We start from the raw sequence: 17,719 nt of genomic DNA, 5'->3' as shown, positions 1-17,719 counted from the left end.
CGTTCTTCCAAAGGTGCATGTTCCCCTGAGAATCTGGAGCAATCCGCCGTGGACTTTGGTAACTTTTACCTCTGGGAGGCAGGGGGATATAACGTGAGCCAGAGCTACGCAGAGGGAGAGCCCGTGGACGAGTTAAGAAGTTCAGTTCGGTTCCCGCTTAAGCTTCCAGTTCAAGTTCGTGCTGAGCAGAGCGGCGTCACCGGCGAGACGGAAGATATCTCGGCCGGCGGTGTGCTCTTTTACATGGACGCAGCCATGGATATTGGGTCGAGCATCGAATTCACGATTTCGATGCCCGCCAGCGTACTGGGCACAGCAACAGATGTCGTAGTGAAATGCACCGGACGTGTGGTACGCTGCTCCAAACAAGGCGACAGGACGGCTGTGGCAGCAGTGATCGATGAATACCACTTTGATCGCGCCCAGTAGTCCGTTTATCCACCATGAGCAGCAGCGGCGCCTCCAAACCATTATCGAAACCTGCGCCAGCGCGACCAGGAGATCCAACCGCACCTTCGAATGGGACTGAAGCAGTTCCGGTTGAAGCTCAGCCGTCAGCAGCATCTATCCGGGTAATTCTCGCCGACACTCAGGCCATCTACCGGGTCGGTACGAAAAAGATTTTTGCGCTGGAAGACGACATTCGCGTCGTCGCTCAGGCGGAGAATCTTGGTCAGGTTCTCGCCGCCGCCGCCAAGTTTCCCGCAGATGTCCTTCTTTTTGAGGGCGCCATTTCGCCCAATGCTCCTGAGGCGATCTCTGAAGTGCTGAAGCGAGCGTCGAACTTGAAAGTGATTGTGCTCTCGCCGGAGAACGATGAAGACACGACAGTGGAGTACTTCCGGCGCGGAGTTCGCGGCCTGCTGCCGCGAAGTATCGCTCCAGAAATGTTGGTCAAGTGCGTACGGAAAGTGGCCGTGGGCGAGACCTGGATCGATAATCAAAGCGTTAACTGGGTGATCGAGGCCTACCGGGCGCAGGCGGCGCAGCTTACTTCGCCACGACCGAAGACGAAGCTTTCGGATAAGGAACTGCTCATCATCTCCTGCGTCACGCAGGGAATGCGCAATAAAGAAATTGCCAGCGAGATTGGGACCACGGAGCAGGTCGTCAAGAATTATCTGCGCAAGGTCTATGACAAGCTGGGCGTCTCTGACCGCCTTGAGTTAGCGCTGTATTGCATCCACCACCGCCTCCTGCAAGGCTCGGGACGCGGCCAGATTCCTGATGAATCCGCAGCAATTGCCGCCGCTAACAACGTAGCTGCGATCACCGAGTAGCAGTTGTCCGGCTGAGTATCCTCACCGTAGAGCCGAGCACCCTACCATTTCCCGATTCCTGAACGAACGCAACCACCCGTAAATTGTTCTTTTCGACGTCCTTTGGCAAACGTAGGGTGACGTCCTTGGTCAGGCCTTCCGGCCCCACCTTCGCCACTTTCTGCAGACTACGAAGGACAGCGACATGTCTCAGCGCACGGCCAGAGTTCTCGCCTCCGTGAACTTGAGTCTCATCAGAATTGTCCGCCACTGCGACGTACAGATCCCCACGCTTGTGGTCCGGCGGGAGCGAAGTGGTCTTGAGTTTCAGGAGGAGATTGTTGCCGTCGATGTCGGCAGCAAGGATGGATAGAGAAGTCTTCGGCGCGTTGGCGGCTGTCCGCAGCGCCGCCTCCAACGAACCCGGATTATTGCCGACAAATTCCTGCTTCCCATCGACCACCATTTGTGGCGTGTATGGCTCTGGAACGCCGAGACGAACGGCATACTCTTGCTGCCGATCCGTGTAATCACGCGAAGAAAAGCGATCGCGCCAGCCGGTTCGATCCCAGTAGTCGACGTGCTCTCCAAGGACGACGATCTGGCTATTGGCAATGGTTCGCTGCGCGTCGAGCTTGCGCAGGAGCTCGTCGGCAGGCGGACAGCTTGAGCATCCTTCAGAAGTAAAGAGTTCCACGAGAATTCCGGAAGCGGGTGCGTCGGAATTCTCAGGCACTGTGACAGCACCCGACTGAGTTCCGCGTAACTCTACAAAAATCGAGCTCCACAGAAGACACAACGCCACTGCAAGCACGCGATTCATGGTCCTTATGATTCTCGTCCGGAGAAAAGATTACGTCAAAACACCGGCCGAAGCGGGAATGCACGGAGAGAGTTGGGACCAAAATTGCGTTGCCCGGGCGAGCGAAGACATCGTTTGCAGGCGGGATGCCTACTGGTAATTTCAGAAGCTATCTTTCAATCAATCGCTCGTTCGTGAACATCGCTCGCTCCCGCCGCTCGGCATAGAGCAACCGCTACAAACATGGCTATACACCAAATCAGGCTGAGTGCGAATACCCAGCGCATAGGGCTTTCCTCAAGACTTTCCAGGAGAATTGGATTTCGGGGAAGTGGCACGTGATTTTCCGCTGGCACAGGGAAGCTGTCAAACTGGGAGTAATCCCTTTTGGTGACGTAGTCAGACCTAGAAAGGTACCGCCGATCGGGCCGTCTATTACCGATGATCGGAGTCGTCAGATTCGGTCGCATCCGGTACACTGCGAGCGCCTGAATTCGTCCCATCATGTCTGCCGCTGGTCCACTCACAGTTCTCTGCATTGCAAGTTACGAAAAAGGGCATGAGTTTTTGCGTGAAGCAAAACGCCAGGGATGCACCGTGCTGCTGCTCACATCCGAAAGCCTGATGAAAACGGCAAACTGGCCGACAGAGAGCATCGACGAGATCTTCTACATGCCCGACGTCAAAAAGAAATGGAACGTTCAGCACACGGTTCTCGCGGTAAGTCACCTGGCCCGAAATCGCAGGATCGATCGCATCGTGCCTTTAGACGATTTCGATCTCGAAACGGCTGCGAGTTTGCGAGAGCACATGCGCATTCCCGGAATGGGCGAGACCACGACTCGCTACTTTCGCGACAAACTGGCCATGCGTGCCCGGGCAAAGTTTGCGAAATTGCCGGTTCCCGAGTTCGTGCGATTACTTAACGACGGCGAAATACACGACTTCACGCGCGCGGTACCGGCTCCGTGGATATTGAAGCCAAGATCGCAGGCCGGTGCTATCGGACTGAAGAAAATCGCCAGCGAGAATGAGCTTTGGAAGTCGCTAGAGGCTTTAGGTGACGATCGCTCGTTCTACCTGCTTGAGCGGTTTGTTCCGGGACAGGTCTATCACGTAGACACAATCACATTTCATGGTGAGCTGCTTTTCTGCATTGTGAGCCAGTACGGCGCGCCGCCGATGGAGGTTACTCATCAAGGTGGCGTATTCACCACGCGGACGCTGCCCCCTGCAGATCGTAAGAGTAAAGAATTGTGCGAGCTGAACTGGCGTGTGCTGCAGGCCTTCGGTCTGGTGTGGGGCGTCTCCCACAGCGAATTCATCGTTGCGCGAGACGGAGTAACTTACTTTCTGGAAACTTCGGCTCGCGTAGGGGGAGCGAACATAGCGGAATTGATCGAGGCCGCAACCGGCGTGAATTTGTGGCGCGAATGGGCGAAGATCGAAGTCGCCGGTGAAGACGAAAGTTATGTTCCTCCACAACCGAAGCGGGAGGCTGCAGGATTACTAATCTCACTGGCCAAGGAAGAGTGGCCGAGTACAGAAGAGTTCAGAGATTCCGAGATTGTGTGGCGCATGCGAAAACCCTGGCACGTGGGTATGATCGTGCGCTCTAGCGAACATGCGCGAGTGGAAGAGTTATTGCAGCAATATTCCGATCGGGTGCAGAAGATGTACACAGCGTTCCAGCCGCCTCCGGATCGCCCGATCCACTAGCGGCCTAGCCGTTCTTCGCGGGCTGCCCGAACGCGGGCAAGTCCGTTGCGCGCGGCGGCATTCAGATGGTCCAGGCGCAGAACGATTTGGTATTCGTAACGCGCTAGCGGATAATCGCCGGCTCCGGCGGCAGCATCGGCCTTGCGCAGGAGATCAGGAATATCTTTGCGAGTGAATCCTTCCACTTCCTGGCTGTCTACGATTCTCGGCCTGACATGACGCTCTGGTGCCGAAAGAGGCGCTTCCGTGGTGCTCTCATCATCAGAGGAGGCCGCCTGCTCTGAGTTGATCTTTGCGCTCGCTACGTTGTTCTTCGCTACTGGGACCCTCGGGCTATCAGAGACGGTGGAAGGAGCCTGCACCGATGTTGGCGGCGCCGTTGCCGGTTCAGGATTTGCACCCTGACTTGAACTCGCATGAGCATCGCCACTCGCGGGTGGCTGTGCAAAGACTGTTACACCGCCTGCATGTTGCGCTCCAGCAGTTGTATCCGTGGCCGCCTGCGACGTTTCCGCCGCAGCTTTCGTACTGTCTGCATTGGGATCGGAAGCTTGCGGACCAGTTGTGCCCGCCTGTGTATCGGTCGCCGAGGTCGCTTCTGCAGACTGGTTAGCCACCGCAGGCTTCGGCTCGACTCGAGTAATCGTGATTGTTCTTCCGGCAACAGAAGGGAACGATCCAGTACGCGATTTCACGTGCAGAGCCCAGCCTATCGTCGCTACGAGCAGCAGAAGCGCTATTACGGTGAGCCAGCCGAAGGGATTTGCACGACGGCGTGGCGGCTCGACTGCCTTCATTCGCGTCGAACTGAGCGGACGTGGTTGCACTGGAGCGTGTTGAGTGCCTTGCTCGGCCGCGACATGCGGCTCCATTGCCGACTTCAACAGTGCAGCCTGCTCGCGAAACGCGTCGCGCATTTCTTCGCAGCTTTGATACCGGTCGGCGGGGTTCTTCGCGAGCGCTTTGCGAATAATCAAATCAATGCCATTCGGCAGCGATGGATTGATTACTGAAGGCGGAGTCGGCTCTTCATGGATCAGCTTGTACAAGACTGCGGCTATCTCGCCCTTAAACGGCTTCTCCCGCGTGAAGAGTTCGTAGAAGACTGTGCCCAGTGAGTAGACATCTGACCGCTGGTCTAGTTTCTTGCCGGTCGCCTGCTCCGGAGCCATGTAGGTGGGTGTTCCAACCACGACGCCGGTTAGCGTCATGTTCGTATCGCCAAACTTGGCAATCCCAAAGTCGAGAACCTTCACCACCCCATCCGCTGTCAGCATGAAATTAGCAGGCTTCAGATCGCGATGGATTACGCCACGTTGGTGGGCGAATCCCACTGCGCTGCACATCTGGTCGGCATAGGACAACAGTGTCGCCAATGGAGGAAGTTTGCCGGCGTCGAGCAAATTCGCGAGCGTTTGCCCCTCGACGAACTGCATGCTGAGATACACGAAGCCGTCTTGTTGCCCAATGTCGTAGATAGTGATGATGTTGGGATGATCGAGTCCGCCAGCGGCCTTGGCTTCAATCTTGAGTCGGTCGACCAATTCCACGCCATCGCCGAAGTTGCGCTGAATGGAGATCGTCTTTAGCGCTACCGTGCGTCCGATCACATTGTCGTAGGCTTTGTAGACTATACCCATCGCGCCGCGACCGAGTTCCGATTGAAGTTGATAGCGGTTCGCAGCCGTTGGATTGACGCTCTCGATTTGCCCGGCCTTGCGTACGTGCGAATAGGTTGACTCATCGGTCCAGAGCAGCTCGTAGAGCGCTTCAGCGCCTTGAGCCGCCGGGCTAAATGGTTTGACGGAAAACTGGAATCCAGGAATATTCTTCGCCGTCTCGTAGATCTTTTCGCTCACTAGGATCTGAGCCGAGTTGATCTCGCTCAGGGGGCTGCCAATTGCGATGGCACTGGAAGGAGCGGCTTGCGCAGTGCTATGGACCATAACGGCCGCAACGATCTGGCAAGCTGGAGGATTTCTATGAAAAGTGAGCAGCTTTACTTGCAGCGTCTTTGCCGCTGCTAGTGCACGTAAGGGATTCTCAAATTGGGCAATGAGCGTGCTTCCACGCACCTCGGACACTTTGCCCTGGCCTTCGGAGAATACATTGCGTATCAGCCCTGCAACGGTCTCGTCGGCAGCACAGTCCAGGTCACGCAGCTTTTCTTGCGGTCCGGGATACTCCCAAAGCCGCACACACAACGCCGCTTTCGAGCTGGGACGCTCGTCTACTTGAGCCTTGTCTTGCTTCTCGAACGGATTTGGCGTGTGTTCCAAGGAATCCATTTTGATCCAGAAACATAGGGTGCCTGAGCCTGGGGACGGCGCGGGCGTACTTCTACCAACCCAAGAGCGGGCGTACTTCTACCAACCCAAGAATAGCGAGGAAGGACGATTTCTCATTGATTACCTAAGTGCTTGACTCTTTAGTTCTTAGACACCCAGCATGTGTGGCCCTATGCTACCGTCAGAACTCTCCCCAGAAGGCGCTTACTCCGGCATGATTTCGCAAAAATACCGCACATTTCAGGCATGCGGGCGTGTGTTCAGAAACTTCCGCCAGCCAAGCCAATTGTTACGTCTATTCGCATGCGCAATTTCTCTCTGCTATTTCGCCACCTCGATGCAGGCGGCGAACACGCGGACGACTGCGATCGCTCTCTTCGACGTTTCCGATGGACCTGCGTACGTGCAGATCAGTGGAGTGACGCTGAACGGCAAAACCGAGCTGCGCATGTGCGATGGTGTCAAGAGAATTGACAAGCGCAATTACGAGATGCTGTTCAAAGCGCAGCTTGCCGGCGCGAGTTCTTTAGAGCGCGGCGACGATGGCGTTCTCAGACTGGTCGTCAACTCGAAACCCGTCTGCGTGGTTCCGGGCAGTCTGAAGTTCGATAAGAAGGCGGAATTCACTCCGGCTGAAGCGGCCGATCAGGCGCTACTTCAAGGGCTCGTTGTCTCTGCGTCAGCTCAAGGGCTGGGGCTTCCACCGTTTAAGCCTGGGGTGCGTCTGGTGTTTGTCGCCGCTCCGGATGACGAGCTCGCAGCGTATCTCTCCGCCGAGCGAGCGCATTCAGCCTCGGCTTGGCAAGCATTTCTGGTTCGCTATGGATCCTCAACGCACGCGGTCGACGCGAAAAACGCGATGGCAGCAATTTACGAGGAGTCGGCGGAGGCTGCCTTCGCCGAGTATCGAAAATCATCGGCTCGCGGTGATCTCACACGTCTGAAGGACGCGCAGCAGCAAGCAGATAACGCTGAAAAGAGCGTAGCTGGTTACGCTCCTGCCCGCAGGCTCAAGGAGCAGATCAATAAAGAACTGGATTCATTGCTTGAGTCCGATCGCAGCAATCTGCAGAGCTATCGCAGGACGCTAGCCGAGCATACGACCGGATATGCGCAGTTGATTGCCGCGAAGCAGCACAGCGAACAAGTGCTGGCAGTAAACCCTCAATATGCCTCCGCGGTGAATCTAAATGCTGAGATCGCTACTGAACAACGTAAGTTGGGCTCTGCTGTTCAGAGTGCCGAAGCGTCACTCGCCTCGAAGCGCTACGACGAAGCCATGGCAGCTCTCCGCCCGTATCGTTCGTTTGCGTCGGAGACGCCCCGCATCGACGCCGTTGTTTCAGCCGTATACACCGTCCACTTTATCCGCGGCCAGGAATTCGGCAAAAACCAATCGTGGGAGCAGGCTGCGGCGGAGTTTCGCAAGGCGCTCGATGTACGCAGTGACAGCCGGGACGCTGCTGCCGCTCTCAAGAACGCCGAGCTGCAGTCGAATAACGCCAACAATAAGCAAGCGGCCCAGAGCGCGATTGCACAAAGCCGCATCTACGCCGAAAAAGCTCAATTCGTCGAGGCGTATGAAGTTCTCGCGAACTTGCCTGACGCGCAGCAGCCTTACGTCACCGACCAGCTTGCCGCTCTGGAGAAGAACTTTGTTACAGCCGCATTTCGGCGGGCGCAGAAGCTGCAAGAAATCCACGTTCCCATTCGGGGACGCGCGGATGAAGATGCCGTCAGGCAAGCTTATGAGCTGCTCGAGCGCGCCAGCCGCCTAAGTCGAGACCCGGCGATGAAGCTCAAGCGTGACCTGCTGTCCGATAAGATCAGCGCCTACTACGTCGAGCAAGCCCAGAAATATCTGAGCAAGCCCATGGGATCGGGAGTCGGCATGGGCTGGCTGTACCTGAACGAGGCGGAGCACTACAGGCCGAACATGCCGGTCGTGCGGGAAGCGATGGCACGCAACGCATCTGCATACCAATTGCGCTCCAGGCTCTCTGTGGGTGTTGTGCTGCGTGACCAAACCTCACGTCGCGACAGCGTCGGCTTTGCCGATCAACTGCGAGATGCCATCGCCAACGGACTCGAGTCTTCCGGACTGCCCATCAAAGCTCTCCGACAATTTAACGAATCCGACGCCGTGCAGCCCAACTTTGTACTGGTTGCCGAGGTTCTCGAGCACCGCGTAGTGAAGAACACGAATTTGGAGACCCTGCCATCCAAGTATCGCGCCGGCACACACGAAGTTAAGAACCCAGCATGGCTGCAAGCAAATCAAGACTACGAGGCCGCGCAGCAGCAATTCAGTGCCGCTCAGCGTGGCGCAGCCGATGCACAGGCACAGCACAAGAAGAGGGAAGTCATCGCTGCTGCGAACGAGGCAGTGACCGTGGCTCAGAAACATGTAGCCGATGCGCGCCGCACACTCGAGACCACTGAACAAACCCGTCCAGAGAATGTGATCGCGCCCTACAACTACACGAAGAAAAACATCGACTTGACGGCTGTAGTCGATATGACCTTCCGCATCAAGGACCAGTCTGGGAATCCAATCGATGCGGCAGTTCCTATTAGAAAAGATGATCACAAAGTAGCAGTCGTCCTCGACAACGTGAAGCCTGAAGATACGGAAGGAATCAAGAAGCAGAGCACCGAACCCGATGAGCTTCAATTCCTCACCGATTTGGAAATTCAGGCCCGAGACGGGTTAATTAAATCAGTGCGGGAAAAAGCCCTGCTCCTGCCCGGAAAGATCCTGGCCGAAGCCCGTCGCCGGTCGCAGACTGGTGACCTAGAGGGCGCCGCGGAAGAATACGTTCTCTATATGAACGCCGTGAGTCCGGAATCTTCCCAGGGGCGCGACGAGGCGGCGAACTTCCTTCACGATCACTTCAACGTGACAGTTGCAGGATCGGCGAACACAACGGAATCGCATTTGCGAGCCATGCGCTAGTCGAGAACGATCGGCGTCTTCCCCATCGCGCACAACTGGAGCAGCATCGCTGGAGCGCCAAGTCTTATCGGAGTAGGGGTACATTCCTGTCAATTGGCGCACCGCCGCAGATAAGGAAATCGTGACCTTCGCGAGCAAACGTCTCGTGTGTTTTCAGTCTTAGTTTGGTCTCAGCAGCGCGCCCAGCTTGCTAACGGCATCGGGTATCTGTTCCACTCCCGTGCTGCCAAAACCCAGAATGAATCCTTGCCGTGCGGGCTTACGCAGGTAGGACGACGATAGGGGGACTAACCACAACCGTTGGCTCGCCGCCCGCTCCGCAATTTCACGATCATCAATCCCTTTCACGGTGAGAGAAAGATGCATGCCGGCTTGTCCGCCGACCACCTCTGCCGCCAACCCTAATTGTTTACGAATGCTTTCGATCAGTACGCTGCGCCGTTTACCGTAGAGCAAACGCATCCGGCGAATATGGCGCGAGAAGTGCCCTTCGCGGATAAAATCCGCCAGCACTGCTTGATGGAAGCCTGCCGGACTGATGTCCATGGCAAGCCTCGCCGCGAGAAAGCGTTCCACCAGATCTGGCGGCAGAACAATGTAGCCAAGCCGAAGGGACGGAAATAACACCTTGCTGAATGTCCCGATGTAGATCACACGCGAATTCGAGTCGAGCCCTTGCAGAGAAGGGATAGGCATGTTCTCGTACCTGTACTCGCTGTCATAGTCATCCTCGATGATCCATGACCCTGAACCCTCTGCCCAATCGAGCAATTGCAGTCGGCGCGACGCGCTCATCGTTACTCCGAGCGGATACTGATGAGATGGGCTGACGAAAGCCGCTCGCGCATTGGGGCATTGCTTCACACCTGCGGCCACGTTCAGACCTTCGGAATCAACCGGCACAGGCACTATCTGGCAGCCATTGAACGCAAAGACACTTCGCGCGAGACGATATCCGGGTTCCTCCATCCACACTGAACTGCCAGGATCCAGTAGAACCCGGGTAGAGATCTCGAGCGCCTGCTGGGAACCGCTCACGATGATGATGTGGTCTGCCTCGCAGCGAACGCCTCGGGCGGTCCTGAGATAGGCGGCTACCGCTTCACGGAGATCGATCGATCCCATTGGACTCCCGTAATCGAGAGATTCCGCGCGAACCTTTCTGCAATGACGCGTGACCAGGCTGTTCCATATCCGGAATGGAAACTGATCAAATGCTACCTGGCTCACACCAAACGGGCCCCACCCACGACTCCACGCAACATTGTTGAAAGGGCTCAGAAGAGAAGACCGTTTCGAAAGTACACGCGGCCCACGAGGAGCTTTCTTTGAGCTTGGAACCGTGCGGAGTCTTATTGGCGTAACTTGATCGGGCAAAGACTTGGAAACGACAGTTCCAGCGCCGACACGGCCCTCGAAGTAGCCCTCCGCCAATAGCTGAGCGTACGCGTTCAGGATAGGAATCCGTGAGATGCCCAACTCACCGGCAAGCATACGAGTCGACGGGACTCGCTGCCCCGCGCGCAGGCTGCGATCGATAATCGCCGTGCGATACGCGTCATAAATCTGTTCGTGTAGCGCCTTTGGGGCCTTCCGGTCAATACAGATGATCGGTGAAATTCCGGAAGATATCTTCTTCATTTCGCCAAATCATAATGGCTATACGAATTTTCCACCAAGTGGATATTGCGGCAAACCACTTTTTGGCCGACTCTATCACTTTGGAAAGCTTTATAAAACTGGCAGGGGGACGTTGAAGTGGGCGTAGGCGACCAGGTGTGGATGGGCAAGGTAGTGACCGGCGATCCTTTGGAAAACGGTCATAAACCGAACGGTCGGCTGATTATCAAGTCGGGCGGTCGCGTGATCTTTGTTCCTGTAGACGACATCGATTGGATCGAGGCCCAGGCAAACTACGTTCGACTGCACCTTACCGGAAGGGACTCGCACCTCTTCCGCCAACCCATCAGCAAAATCGCGGAAAGACTCGACAGCTCCCGATTCATTCGGATTCATCGCTCTTTTGTCGTGAACGTCAGTCGCATCAGGGAACTACAGCCCTGCAACAGCGGCGAATTTATCGTTTCGCTGCGCGACGGCAAGGAACTGCCTTGCAGCCGAAGCTATCGCCACGTGCTGCGAGCTCTATATAGTCCAGGATCGATGAGAGAGTAAAGGAGAGCTTTAAAAACGGAGTTACACTCGTTTTGCTCTTCCCACCCAATGCGAGATCCTTACGACTCGGAGGCGAGAATCAAAACGGGAAGGGCGGGCCTGCCGTCCACATGGGTTGAGCGTCTTGATTAGCCCACTCTTTTTGGTTTACTGCTCCTGGTCGATTCGCTTCCTGCCCCAACCTATAGGCGGTCACCGGCCTCTTTTACGATTTTCTCAACGTCAGGAACTGGGGATGCGGAAACCAGTAACAAGGCGACATTGTGCCTCTGGACCGAACCGACTGTGAGACCCTCTACGTTTTGGGCGGCGGGGGAGTTGTTTTGGAACCAACTCAGCACGCGAGTGCTGAAGCGCTGATTGTCCTGATGCCGGAGGAAAAGTGAAACTTGGTTCATGCCGTCGGAGTAGTCGAGATGCATGTAACGCTTGCCGTGCAGGACGCACACGCGTGCTCCCACAAGGTGATAGCCGGCAGGTGCAACGCGTTCCGGGGCCTTAGGATCGCCAACCAGGCGCTGCGCGAGTGCCTGTACGTCTTTGTCCTCCACCTTCCACTTTCTCGGAGCCTTGCCGATGACCTCTTCCCGATGATCGTCAGCCGCGTCGCCGCAGGTTGCGCTCAGATCCATTCGTCCTTTGGCATAGCCAAACGTCGCGACTAACAGCGTTGCAAAAATCACTGTCGCCGCAACGCTGTAGCGGACTAGCATCATGACCGGCGTATTCCATGGCGAGGAATTTCGAATGGCATTGCGGACGTGCGCCTCGAGCTGCCTGGTGTGCAGCCGTTCTTCGCTCACGGCATGTTTTATAACGAGGTCGAAATCCGATTCTGCGGCCAGTTTGGCGGCGCACTCCGGACATTTGCTGAGGTGGGTGCGCCACTCGGGACCTTCAATCTCTCCCGAAATGTAAGCGTCGGTGACTTGTTCGCTGTACGTACAGTTCATAGTCTTGCTTTCGCTTTCATGTAACGCGTTTCGCGCTTCGACAGATCGCACTTCACCATCGTGCGTGCCCGTGAGAGCCGCGACATTACTGTGCCAATCGGAATTCCCAAAATCTCTGCAATCTCCTTACAGGAGAACCCTTCGACCGCGAACAGCAGGAGAACCGTCCGGTACTCCTCGTTCAGCAAATCGATCGAGTTCTGAATTTCTTCGGCGGTGAAGCGTGTTGGTGGACGCCGTTCATCGCCCGTATTCTCTGCGTACTGCTCCGGGAAGAACTGGATCGCCTCCTGCCTGATCTGCTGATGACGCGTGGTCCAGCAGTTCAGCATGATGCGAAAGAGCCATGCCTTACAGTTCGTTCCCGGCTGAAACCGGTCAAAGTGGCGCCAGGCACGAAGCATCGCATCTTGCACCAAGTCCTCTGCTATGGCCACATCACGGGCCAGACGCACTGCGGCTCGCAGCAGCGCGCGCAGATGTACCAGCGCTAGCTGCTCAAACTCCTTTTGCCGCGTATCGCCTATGATTTGTATCGCTTCCTCGCTGAACCGGGAATGCAATCCAACCGGGTACTAGGCCTTTGTGTGTTGTAAATCTCCTAAGGTAACCAGGACTTCCTGGCTGTGTCCGTTGGGCTTTACTCCACGAAAAATCTTACGTACGACTCCGTCAGGACCGATGATGAATGTGTTGCGGGCCGCGTACTTCTTACCCTGAAACTCGCTCAAGCTGCCGTACTCGCTTACAACCTTCGCCGATTCGTCGGAAAGGAGTTTGAAGTTTAATCCTTCCTTCGTGCAGAACTCCTTGTGGGAATCGCTTGAGTCGAGGCTTACACCCAGAATCACTGCGCTCTTCGCTTGGTATTGTGCTTCATCTCTCTGGAAGTTGTGTGCCTCAATCGTGCAACCCTGCGTGAAATCTTTGGGATAGAAGTACAACACCACCCACTTTCCACGATATTGATCGAGCGAGATAGAGCTGCCGTCTTGCGACGGCAAGGTGAAGTTGGGGGCCTTATCCCCCTCAGAGACGCTCTTGACGGCATCCGATTCCCCGTTGCCGACCAGCAGCAGGGAGAGTGGCGGAGTCGCGTCGAGCGAACAACTTAAACTTAAAACCGATACAAGTGCGACGGCTAAGAGCCTCATTTGATAAGAAATTCTCCAGACTTTGGAAACAGATTCCTTGGTGATAGGCGGCAAATTACTGTGACGACAACGGTTAATTCCGCAGAGCCTATGATTCCCAATAGTCTAAATCCTCTCGGAGGGGTATTTCATCCGCCGAAGAGTGGAATTCCCGGGACGAAGTTCCGGTGTAAACGGCGCGAAGACAGGGATCAATTAGTGCCTGTAACGCTGTAGGCGAGGCACTTCGAGCGCGCTTGCGGCGCTTTAAGCCGCAAACAACAATGAGCAGGCCATGGTTGGCCTGCTCATTTTGGTTTAGGAAACCCGAAAGCGAGCCCGCCTAAAAGCCGAATCGCCCTCCGGAACCATAGCCCTGTCGATAGCCCTGCTCGTATCCCTGACGGTAGATGGCTTTGTACTGATCCTTACTGCCGGAGGCTGAGCTGTATCCGCGACTGGCGTTCCGGTAGTCGTCATCGTGAGATGGCCGATAGCTGTGTCCAGTGGCGCGGTCGCTCTGGCCGTGACGGAGCCCGTCTTGGTAGCCGATCTGTTGGGCTTGCCCCATGCCGCGTCCGTAATATCCGGAGTTTCCGCGTCCGTTGTAACCGCCGTTGCCGTAATAGCCGCCGTTTCCGTAATAGCCGCCGTTGTTCCGGTACGGGCCGTAATACCCATTATTGTTGTATCCGCGGTCACCGTTGCGGTTGTACCAGCCGTTGTGGCTGCCGTTGTCATGGTAGCGGCGCCATTCTTTCTCGCGCTCTTTCGGCTCTCTTTCCTGACGCTTTTCCCAATCCTTGTCACGATGCTTCCAGTTGTCGCGATCGTGATCCCGATCCTGCGCACTCGCTTGCACTACCCCTGCAGTGCTCCCCGCAATGGCAAGAGCCATGGTCCAGAGCAAAGTTTTGTTGAAAAATTTCATTGATCTCCCTCCCTCCACTTCGGAGCTGCTGTATCCGGATGGCGCTTGCCCAGCACAGTCGACCCTTAGTGGGGTGTCTTTGGTACTAAAAACCAACCCCAAAAGCAGAAGTTGCGCCCGCAGTATGCGATTTTCGTAGCGAGCAATGGGTATAAGGCCAAAGACTTAACGGAGGCTGTTCTTCAGAGGGCGCGCCTTTACACTACGCAAGCGGGATGCAAATGCAGCGGAGAAGCGAAGCTGGAGTAGCGCCGCCCAGGTTGCGAAGTTGCGTACGCGCAAATACGCATTGCGGAGTCTGAGATGAGAGTCTTCCTGACCGGTGCCACTGGATTTGTGGGTTCTCACCTGCTCGCGCGACTGCTGGCTGAGGGACACACCGTACGAGCGCTCGTGAGGCGACGTGGCTTGCTGCGCTGTGCCGCGGCTCCAACTGGAAGAGTTGAAGAAATCGAAGGTGACATCAACTCCGAAAATCTGAGCGAGCGCGTTGCGGGATGCGATGCAGTGATCAACCTGGTCGGAATTATTTACGAGAGTGGCGCCGCTACCTTCAAGAGTGTCCATTACCTCGGAACCAGAAACCTGGTTAAGGCTGCGCGCAAAACTGGAGTGAAACGGTTCGTGCAGATGTCTGCGTTGGGCGCGCGCCCAGCGAATGCGACTACATATCACACGACGAAGTTCGCTGCTGAAGAAGAGGTTCGCAACAGCGGGATTCCCTTTGTGGTCCTTCGGCCGTCGCTGATCGTTGGGCTGGGCAGTGCATTTGTCAAGCAGATGGTCGAAGTAATGCGCGCAGCGCCATTCATTCGGCCAGTTCCGGGAACGGGAAAATACCGGTTTTGTCCTGTGCATGTCGACGATGTTGTTGAATGCTTCACACAATCACTGGCAAATCCCGCCACGACCGGGCAAACGATAGACGTAGTCGGCGGGGAAGAACTTACTCTCGACGAAATCGGCGAAGCCATCGCGGAGCACCTTGCTGTCCGCAAAGCCGTTGCGCATGTTCCCATACCGGTAATGAAAGCTGCGGCTGCTATTTTTTCAATTCTCCCGATGAGGCCGCCGGTCACCTCAGTGCAGTTGCGGATGATGGAAGAAGGTTCAACTGCTGATCCAACTCACATGAAACGCATCTTCCAGATCGAGCCGGAGAAATTTCGCGCGGGACTGGGCCGATACCTATTGCCCTGATCTCTGTGATACTCAAGGTGTTGGTCCGATTTTGCGCAATCTAAGGCATTTTCCCGGTCGCTAGCACCGCAATTGAATGATTCGTTTAAGGCGTTAGCAACAAACAACTACTCTGCGGGTTATAGAATAGTCGGGTATCTCCTCACGATTCAGAGGACTAGATTCAATGTTCGCAAGAGACCGACAGATAGCCCGTTCGTACAGGAGAGACATGCTGAAGGAGAGTGTTATGAGATTCAAGTCCGCAGGAGCAGTCTTCACGTTGGCATTGCTGCTTATGGTTGCAGCAATCAGTGGCTGCTCAAAGTCGGCCAACGTAGCCAGTGGCGACCTCACTGATGCCCAGGTCGCCGGCAATGTACAAACCAAGATTAGTTCGGATCCGTCGCTGAGTGGCCGCGAGATCGCCATCAACTCCGACAAAGGCGTCGTGACGCTGAGCGGTGCTGTGAATAGCGACGCTGAAATCACATCCGCACTCAACGATGCCCAGCAGGCACAGGGCGTAAAGCAAGTAATCAGCCGCCTGGCAGTGCAGACGGCGCAAGCTGCTCCAACCCCTGAGCCTGAAGTGGAGCAACCGGCACCACGCCGCTCCTCGCCGAGCCGTGCAACAACAACCAAGGTGCGTCCGCGTCATTCGCTACCCTCATCTTCCAGTTCGTACGCGAACTCACAGGGCACGAGCGCTAGCTCGAACAGTTCTGATTTCGGTTCCAGCAACTCGACGGCGAGCACCTACACTCCGCCTCCACCCCCGCCTCCTCCGCAGAAGGTCACAGTTCCGGCTGGAACAGTTCTGCAGGTGCGGACTGTGGAAGGCCTGAGTTCGGAGACAAATCACGAAGCTGATCCTTGGCATGGAACCTTGAACGCCGACATCGTAGTTGACGATCAGACCGTCATCCCAGCAGGCGCCGAGGTCGAAGGTCGAGTGATGGAAGCGCATGCTGCCACTCACTACACCGGTGGATCTTCACTTGTGCTCAACGTTGAGCGCCTCAGCTTTAACGGCAAGACGTATCAGATCGCAACCGACACATGGGCTCGCAAAGGTGATGCTCGCGGCAAGAACACGGCAGAGAAGGTCGGCGGTGGGGCCGCGGTGGGCGCGATCCTCGGCGGCATCTTCGGCGGCGGCAAGGGCGCTGCCATCGGTGCAACCGCCGGAGCTGGTGCGGGTGCTGGCGCGAACACGATCACCAAAGGACAAAAAGTGGAGCTGCGTCCTGAGACTCTAGTCAGTTTCCGCCTGCAGAATCCGATTTCGGTCATGCCGTCCGCCAGCACCGAGCGTCACGGAACGGTGATTCGCCCGGACAACAGCGGGGATCCGCAGTAACAATACTCGTAAGCAGAGGTCGGACAAAGATGTCCGGCCTTTTTTCTGTCAACGGTAGACGCTCAGCGCGCCGCAGGCTAGTCCAAGTTCTCTTCTGACTGCAAAGGAAGTGTCGCGATTTTTGCGGCACGGTTGAGAATAAGCCCGGGGCTAGTTTCAGACGTGCCGCGAAAGGGCTCGGCACTCCTCTGCGACGCGGAAATTCTCTTGGTCGAGAGCCACTTTGGACAGCCCTGCAGAATTGCTGCGTCTCTACCTGACTCTACGGTTCAACGTTTTCGCTTTCTACGATCTCAACGCCGGGGGGCGGAGTGAAGCGAAAAAGATCCGACTTTACTGGTATGTTCTGTTGGATGTCTCGAAAGACGAACTCGGTTGATGATCCATCGAGCTCCTCGACACGAAGGCGCACGATCTGATCTGCTGGGTTAATTTCAAGCAATACGCGCTGAACTCGATCTTCCATTCCTTTGGGGATGCCCTCGAGCACTACGTCGCCGGGCTGTCTTGGCGCCTCCGACGAAATGGCTAACTTCGTGAATTCCTGCTGCAGGTTCGTGCGTCCGAGAAGATAGCGGATCGGAGAGCGAAAATCGTCGAGCTTCTTGGCCGGCATTCGCCGTGCCTGCCGTTCTGACGGAACGTAAAAGAACGCGTTCTTTCCGTCGACGATAAAGAGTTTCGGTGTGGGCTGCTCATATTGCCAGCGCATCTTGCCTGGCTTCTGTAGCCAGAGCACGCCCGATTCATTTCGCGCGAGCCCGGCGCCGTTGTAGGTCTCCTGGAATTGCGCTTTGAGAGTGGCGAGGTGGTTATAGCGGCGATCGATGCGGGAGGCGACCTTCGAGACCGCCGAGTCGTCTGCAAAGCTAAGCCCGGCAAGTAAGAACACCAACAACAAAAGTGCTATGGGAGGCCGCATGCAGGTTGATTTCAGGAGTTGCCCGCACCGGCTTCGCGA

Annotated in this window: 15 protein-coding genes; 7 read left to right on the top strand and 8 right to left on the bottom strand. The window is 56.1% G+C overall.

The window, feature by feature from the left end; all coding sequences use genetic code 11:
• The first annotated feature begins 48 nt into the window (after positions 1-48).
• Both VNX88_00410 and VNX88_00405 read left to right on the top strand, forming a co-directional pair.
• Positions 49-429: a PilZ domain-containing protein gene (locus VNX88_00410; protein HWY67088.1), complete on the top strand. Its 381-nt coding sequence runs from the start codon at positions 49-51 to the stop codon at positions 427-429.
• A 14-nt stretch (positions 430-443) separates the two neighbouring features.
• Complete coding sequence (locus VNX88_00405; GenBank protein ID HWY67087.1) at positions 444-1,280, top strand: response regulator transcription factor; 837 nt, start codon at positions 444-446, stop codon at positions 1,278-1,280.
• Here VNX88_00405 and VNX88_00400 read toward each other — a convergent pair.
• Positions 1,270-2,082: a DUF1223 domain-containing protein gene (locus tag VNX88_00400; protein ID HWY67086.1), complete on the bottom strand. Its 813-nt coding sequence runs from the start codon at positions 2,080-2,082 to the stop codon at positions 1,270-1,272. The two genes, VNX88_00405 and VNX88_00400, sit on opposite strands and share 11 nt — an antisense overlap.
• A 483-nt stretch (positions 2,083-2,565) precedes the next feature.
• Between VNX88_00400 and VNX88_00395 the strand changes: the two genes are divergently transcribed.
• A complete protein-coding gene (locus VNX88_00395; GenBank protein ID HWY67085.1) occupies positions 2,566-3,780 on the top strand; it encodes an ATP-grasp domain-containing protein in 1,215 nt (404 codons plus the stop codon).
• Here VNX88_00395 and VNX88_00390 read toward each other — a convergent pair.
• On the bottom strand, positions 3,777-6,068 hold the full coding sequence (locus VNX88_00390; GenBank protein ID HWY67084.1) for a protein kinase: 2,292 nt from the start codon (positions 6,066-6,068) through the stop codon (positions 3,777-3,779). The genes VNX88_00395 and VNX88_00390 overlap by 4 nt on opposite strands.
• Before the next feature lie 214 nt (positions 6,069-6,282).
• On the opposite strand from VNX88_00390, the gene VNX88_00385 reads away from it, so the two are divergent.
• Positions 6,283-9,024, top strand: a complete 2,742-nt coding sequence (locus tag VNX88_00385) for a hypothetical protein (protein ID HWY67083.1) — start codon at positions 6,283-6,285, stop codon at positions 9,022-9,024.
• Positions 9,025-9,183: 159 nt separating this feature from the next.
• On the opposite strand, the gene VNX88_00380 is transcribed toward VNX88_00385, so the two are convergent.
• On the bottom strand, positions 9,184-10,665 hold the full coding sequence (locus VNX88_00380) for a PLP-dependent aminotransferase family protein (protein ID HWY67082.1): 1,482 nt from the start codon (positions 10,663-10,665) through the stop codon (positions 9,184-9,186).
• Positions 10,666-10,782: 117 nt separating this feature from the next.
• Between VNX88_00380 and VNX88_00375 the strand changes: the two genes are divergently transcribed.
• Complete coding sequence (locus VNX88_00375) at positions 10,783-11,199, top strand: LytTR family DNA-binding domain-containing protein (GenBank protein ID HWY67081.1); 417 nt, start codon at positions 10,783-10,785, stop codon at positions 11,197-11,199.
• Positions 11,200-11,381: 182 nt separating this feature from the next.
• On the opposite strand, the gene VNX88_00370 is transcribed toward VNX88_00375, so the two are convergent.
• The 4 genes from VNX88_00370 to VNX88_00355 all read right to left on the bottom strand — a co-directional run bounded on the left by VNX88_00370 (position 11,382) and on the right by VNX88_00355 (position 14,216).
• The gene (locus VNX88_00370) at positions 11,382-12,152 is read right to left on the bottom strand and encodes a hypothetical protein (GenBank protein HWY67080.1); all 771 of its coding nucleotides are present in this window, start codon (positions 12,150-12,152) and stop codon (positions 11,382-11,384) included.
• A complete protein-coding gene (locus VNX88_00365; protein HWY67079.1) occupies positions 12,149-12,715 on the bottom strand; it encodes a sigma-70 family RNA polymerase sigma factor in 567 nt (188 codons plus the stop codon). Before VNX88_00365 ends, VNX88_00370 begins: the two co-directional genes overlap by 4 nt.
• Before the next feature lie 12 nt (positions 12,716-12,727).
• A complete protein-coding gene (locus tag VNX88_00360) occupies positions 12,728-13,306 on the bottom strand; it encodes a redoxin domain-containing protein (GenBank protein ID HWY67078.1) in 579 nt (192 codons plus the stop codon).
• Positions 13,307-13,628: 322 nt separating this feature from the next.
• Positions 13,629-14,216 carry a hypothetical protein gene (locus VNX88_00355; protein ID HWY67077.1) on the bottom strand — a complete coding sequence of 196 codons (588 nt, stop codon included), beginning with the start codon at positions 14,214-14,216 and terminating at the stop codon, positions 13,629-13,631.
• 303 nt (positions 14,217-14,519) lie between these two features.
• On the opposite strand from VNX88_00355, the gene VNX88_00350 reads away from it, so the two are divergent.
• Positions 14,520-15,416, top strand: coding sequence for a complex I NDUFA9 subunit family protein (locus VNX88_00350; GenBank protein ID HWY67076.1), 897 nt, complete (start codon positions 14,520-14,522; stop codon positions 15,414-15,416).
• 229 nt (positions 15,417-15,645) lie between these two features.
• Entirely contained in the window at positions 15,646-16,758 is a 1,113-nt protein-coding gene (locus VNX88_00345; GenBank protein HWY67075.1) for a BON domain-containing protein, read from the top strand.
• A 262-nt stretch (positions 16,759-17,020) separates the two neighbouring features.
• On the opposite strand, the gene lolA is transcribed toward VNX88_00345, so the two are convergent.
• Positions 17,021-17,680, bottom strand: a complete 660-nt coding sequence (lolA, locus tag VNX88_00340) for an outer membrane lipoprotein chaperone LolA (protein HWY67074.1) — start codon at positions 17,678-17,680, stop codon at positions 17,021-17,023.
• Between the last annotated feature and the right edge of the window lie 39 nt (positions 17,681-17,719).

This window comes from Terriglobales bacterium (genome assembly GCA_035567895.1).
Lineage (GTDB): Bacteria > Acidobacteriota > Terriglobia > Terriglobales > Acidobacteriaceae > Gp1-AA112.
The sequence above is the reverse complement of the archived record's forward strand: the minus strand, read 5'-3'. Positions and strand labels throughout refer to the sequence as shown.

Coding starts and splice junctions, on each gene's coding strand:
- VNX88_00370 (HWY67080.1), bottom strand. CDS start 12,152: ATGAACTGTACGTACAGCGAACAAGTCACCGACGCTTACATTTCGGGA.
- VNX88_00405 (HWY67087.1), top strand. CDS start 444: ATGAGCAGCAGCGGCGCCTCCAAACCATTATCGAAACCTGCGCCAGCG.
- VNX88_00360 (HWY67078.1), bottom strand. CDS start 13,306: ATGAGGCTCTTAGCCGTCGCACTTGTATCGGTTTTAAGTTTAAGTTGT.
- VNX88_00395 (HWY67085.1), top strand. CDS start 2,566: ATGTCTGCCGCTGGTCCACTCACAGTTCTCTGCATTGCAAGTTACGAA.
- VNX88_00345 (HWY67075.1), top strand. CDS start 15,646: ATGAGATTCAAGTCCGCAGGAGCAGTCTTCACGTTGGCATTGCTGCTT.
- lolA (HWY67074.1), bottom strand. CDS start 17,680: ATGCGGCCTCCCATAGCACTTTTGTTGTTGGTGTTCTTACTTGCCGGG.
- VNX88_00355 (HWY67077.1), bottom strand. CDS start 14,216: ATGAAATTTTTCAACAAAACTTTGCTCTGGACCATGGCTCTTGCCATT.
- VNX88_00380 (HWY67082.1), bottom strand. CDS start 10,665: ATGAAGAAGATATCTTCCGGAATTTCACCGATCATCTGTATTGACCGG.
- VNX88_00400 (HWY67086.1), bottom strand. CDS start 2,082: ATGAATCGCGTGCTTGCAGTGGCGTTGTGTCTTCTGTGGAGCTCGATT.
- VNX88_00385 (HWY67083.1), top strand. CDS start 6,283: ATGATTTCGCAAAAATACCGCACATTTCAGGCATGCGGGCGTGTGTTC.
- VNX88_00390 (HWY67084.1), bottom strand. CDS start 6,068: ATGGATTCCTTGGAACACACGCCAAATCCGTTCGAGAAGCAAGACAAG.
- VNX88_00350 (HWY67076.1), top strand. CDS start 14,520: ATGAGAGTCTTCCTGACCGGTGCCACTGGATTTGTGGGTTCTCACCTG.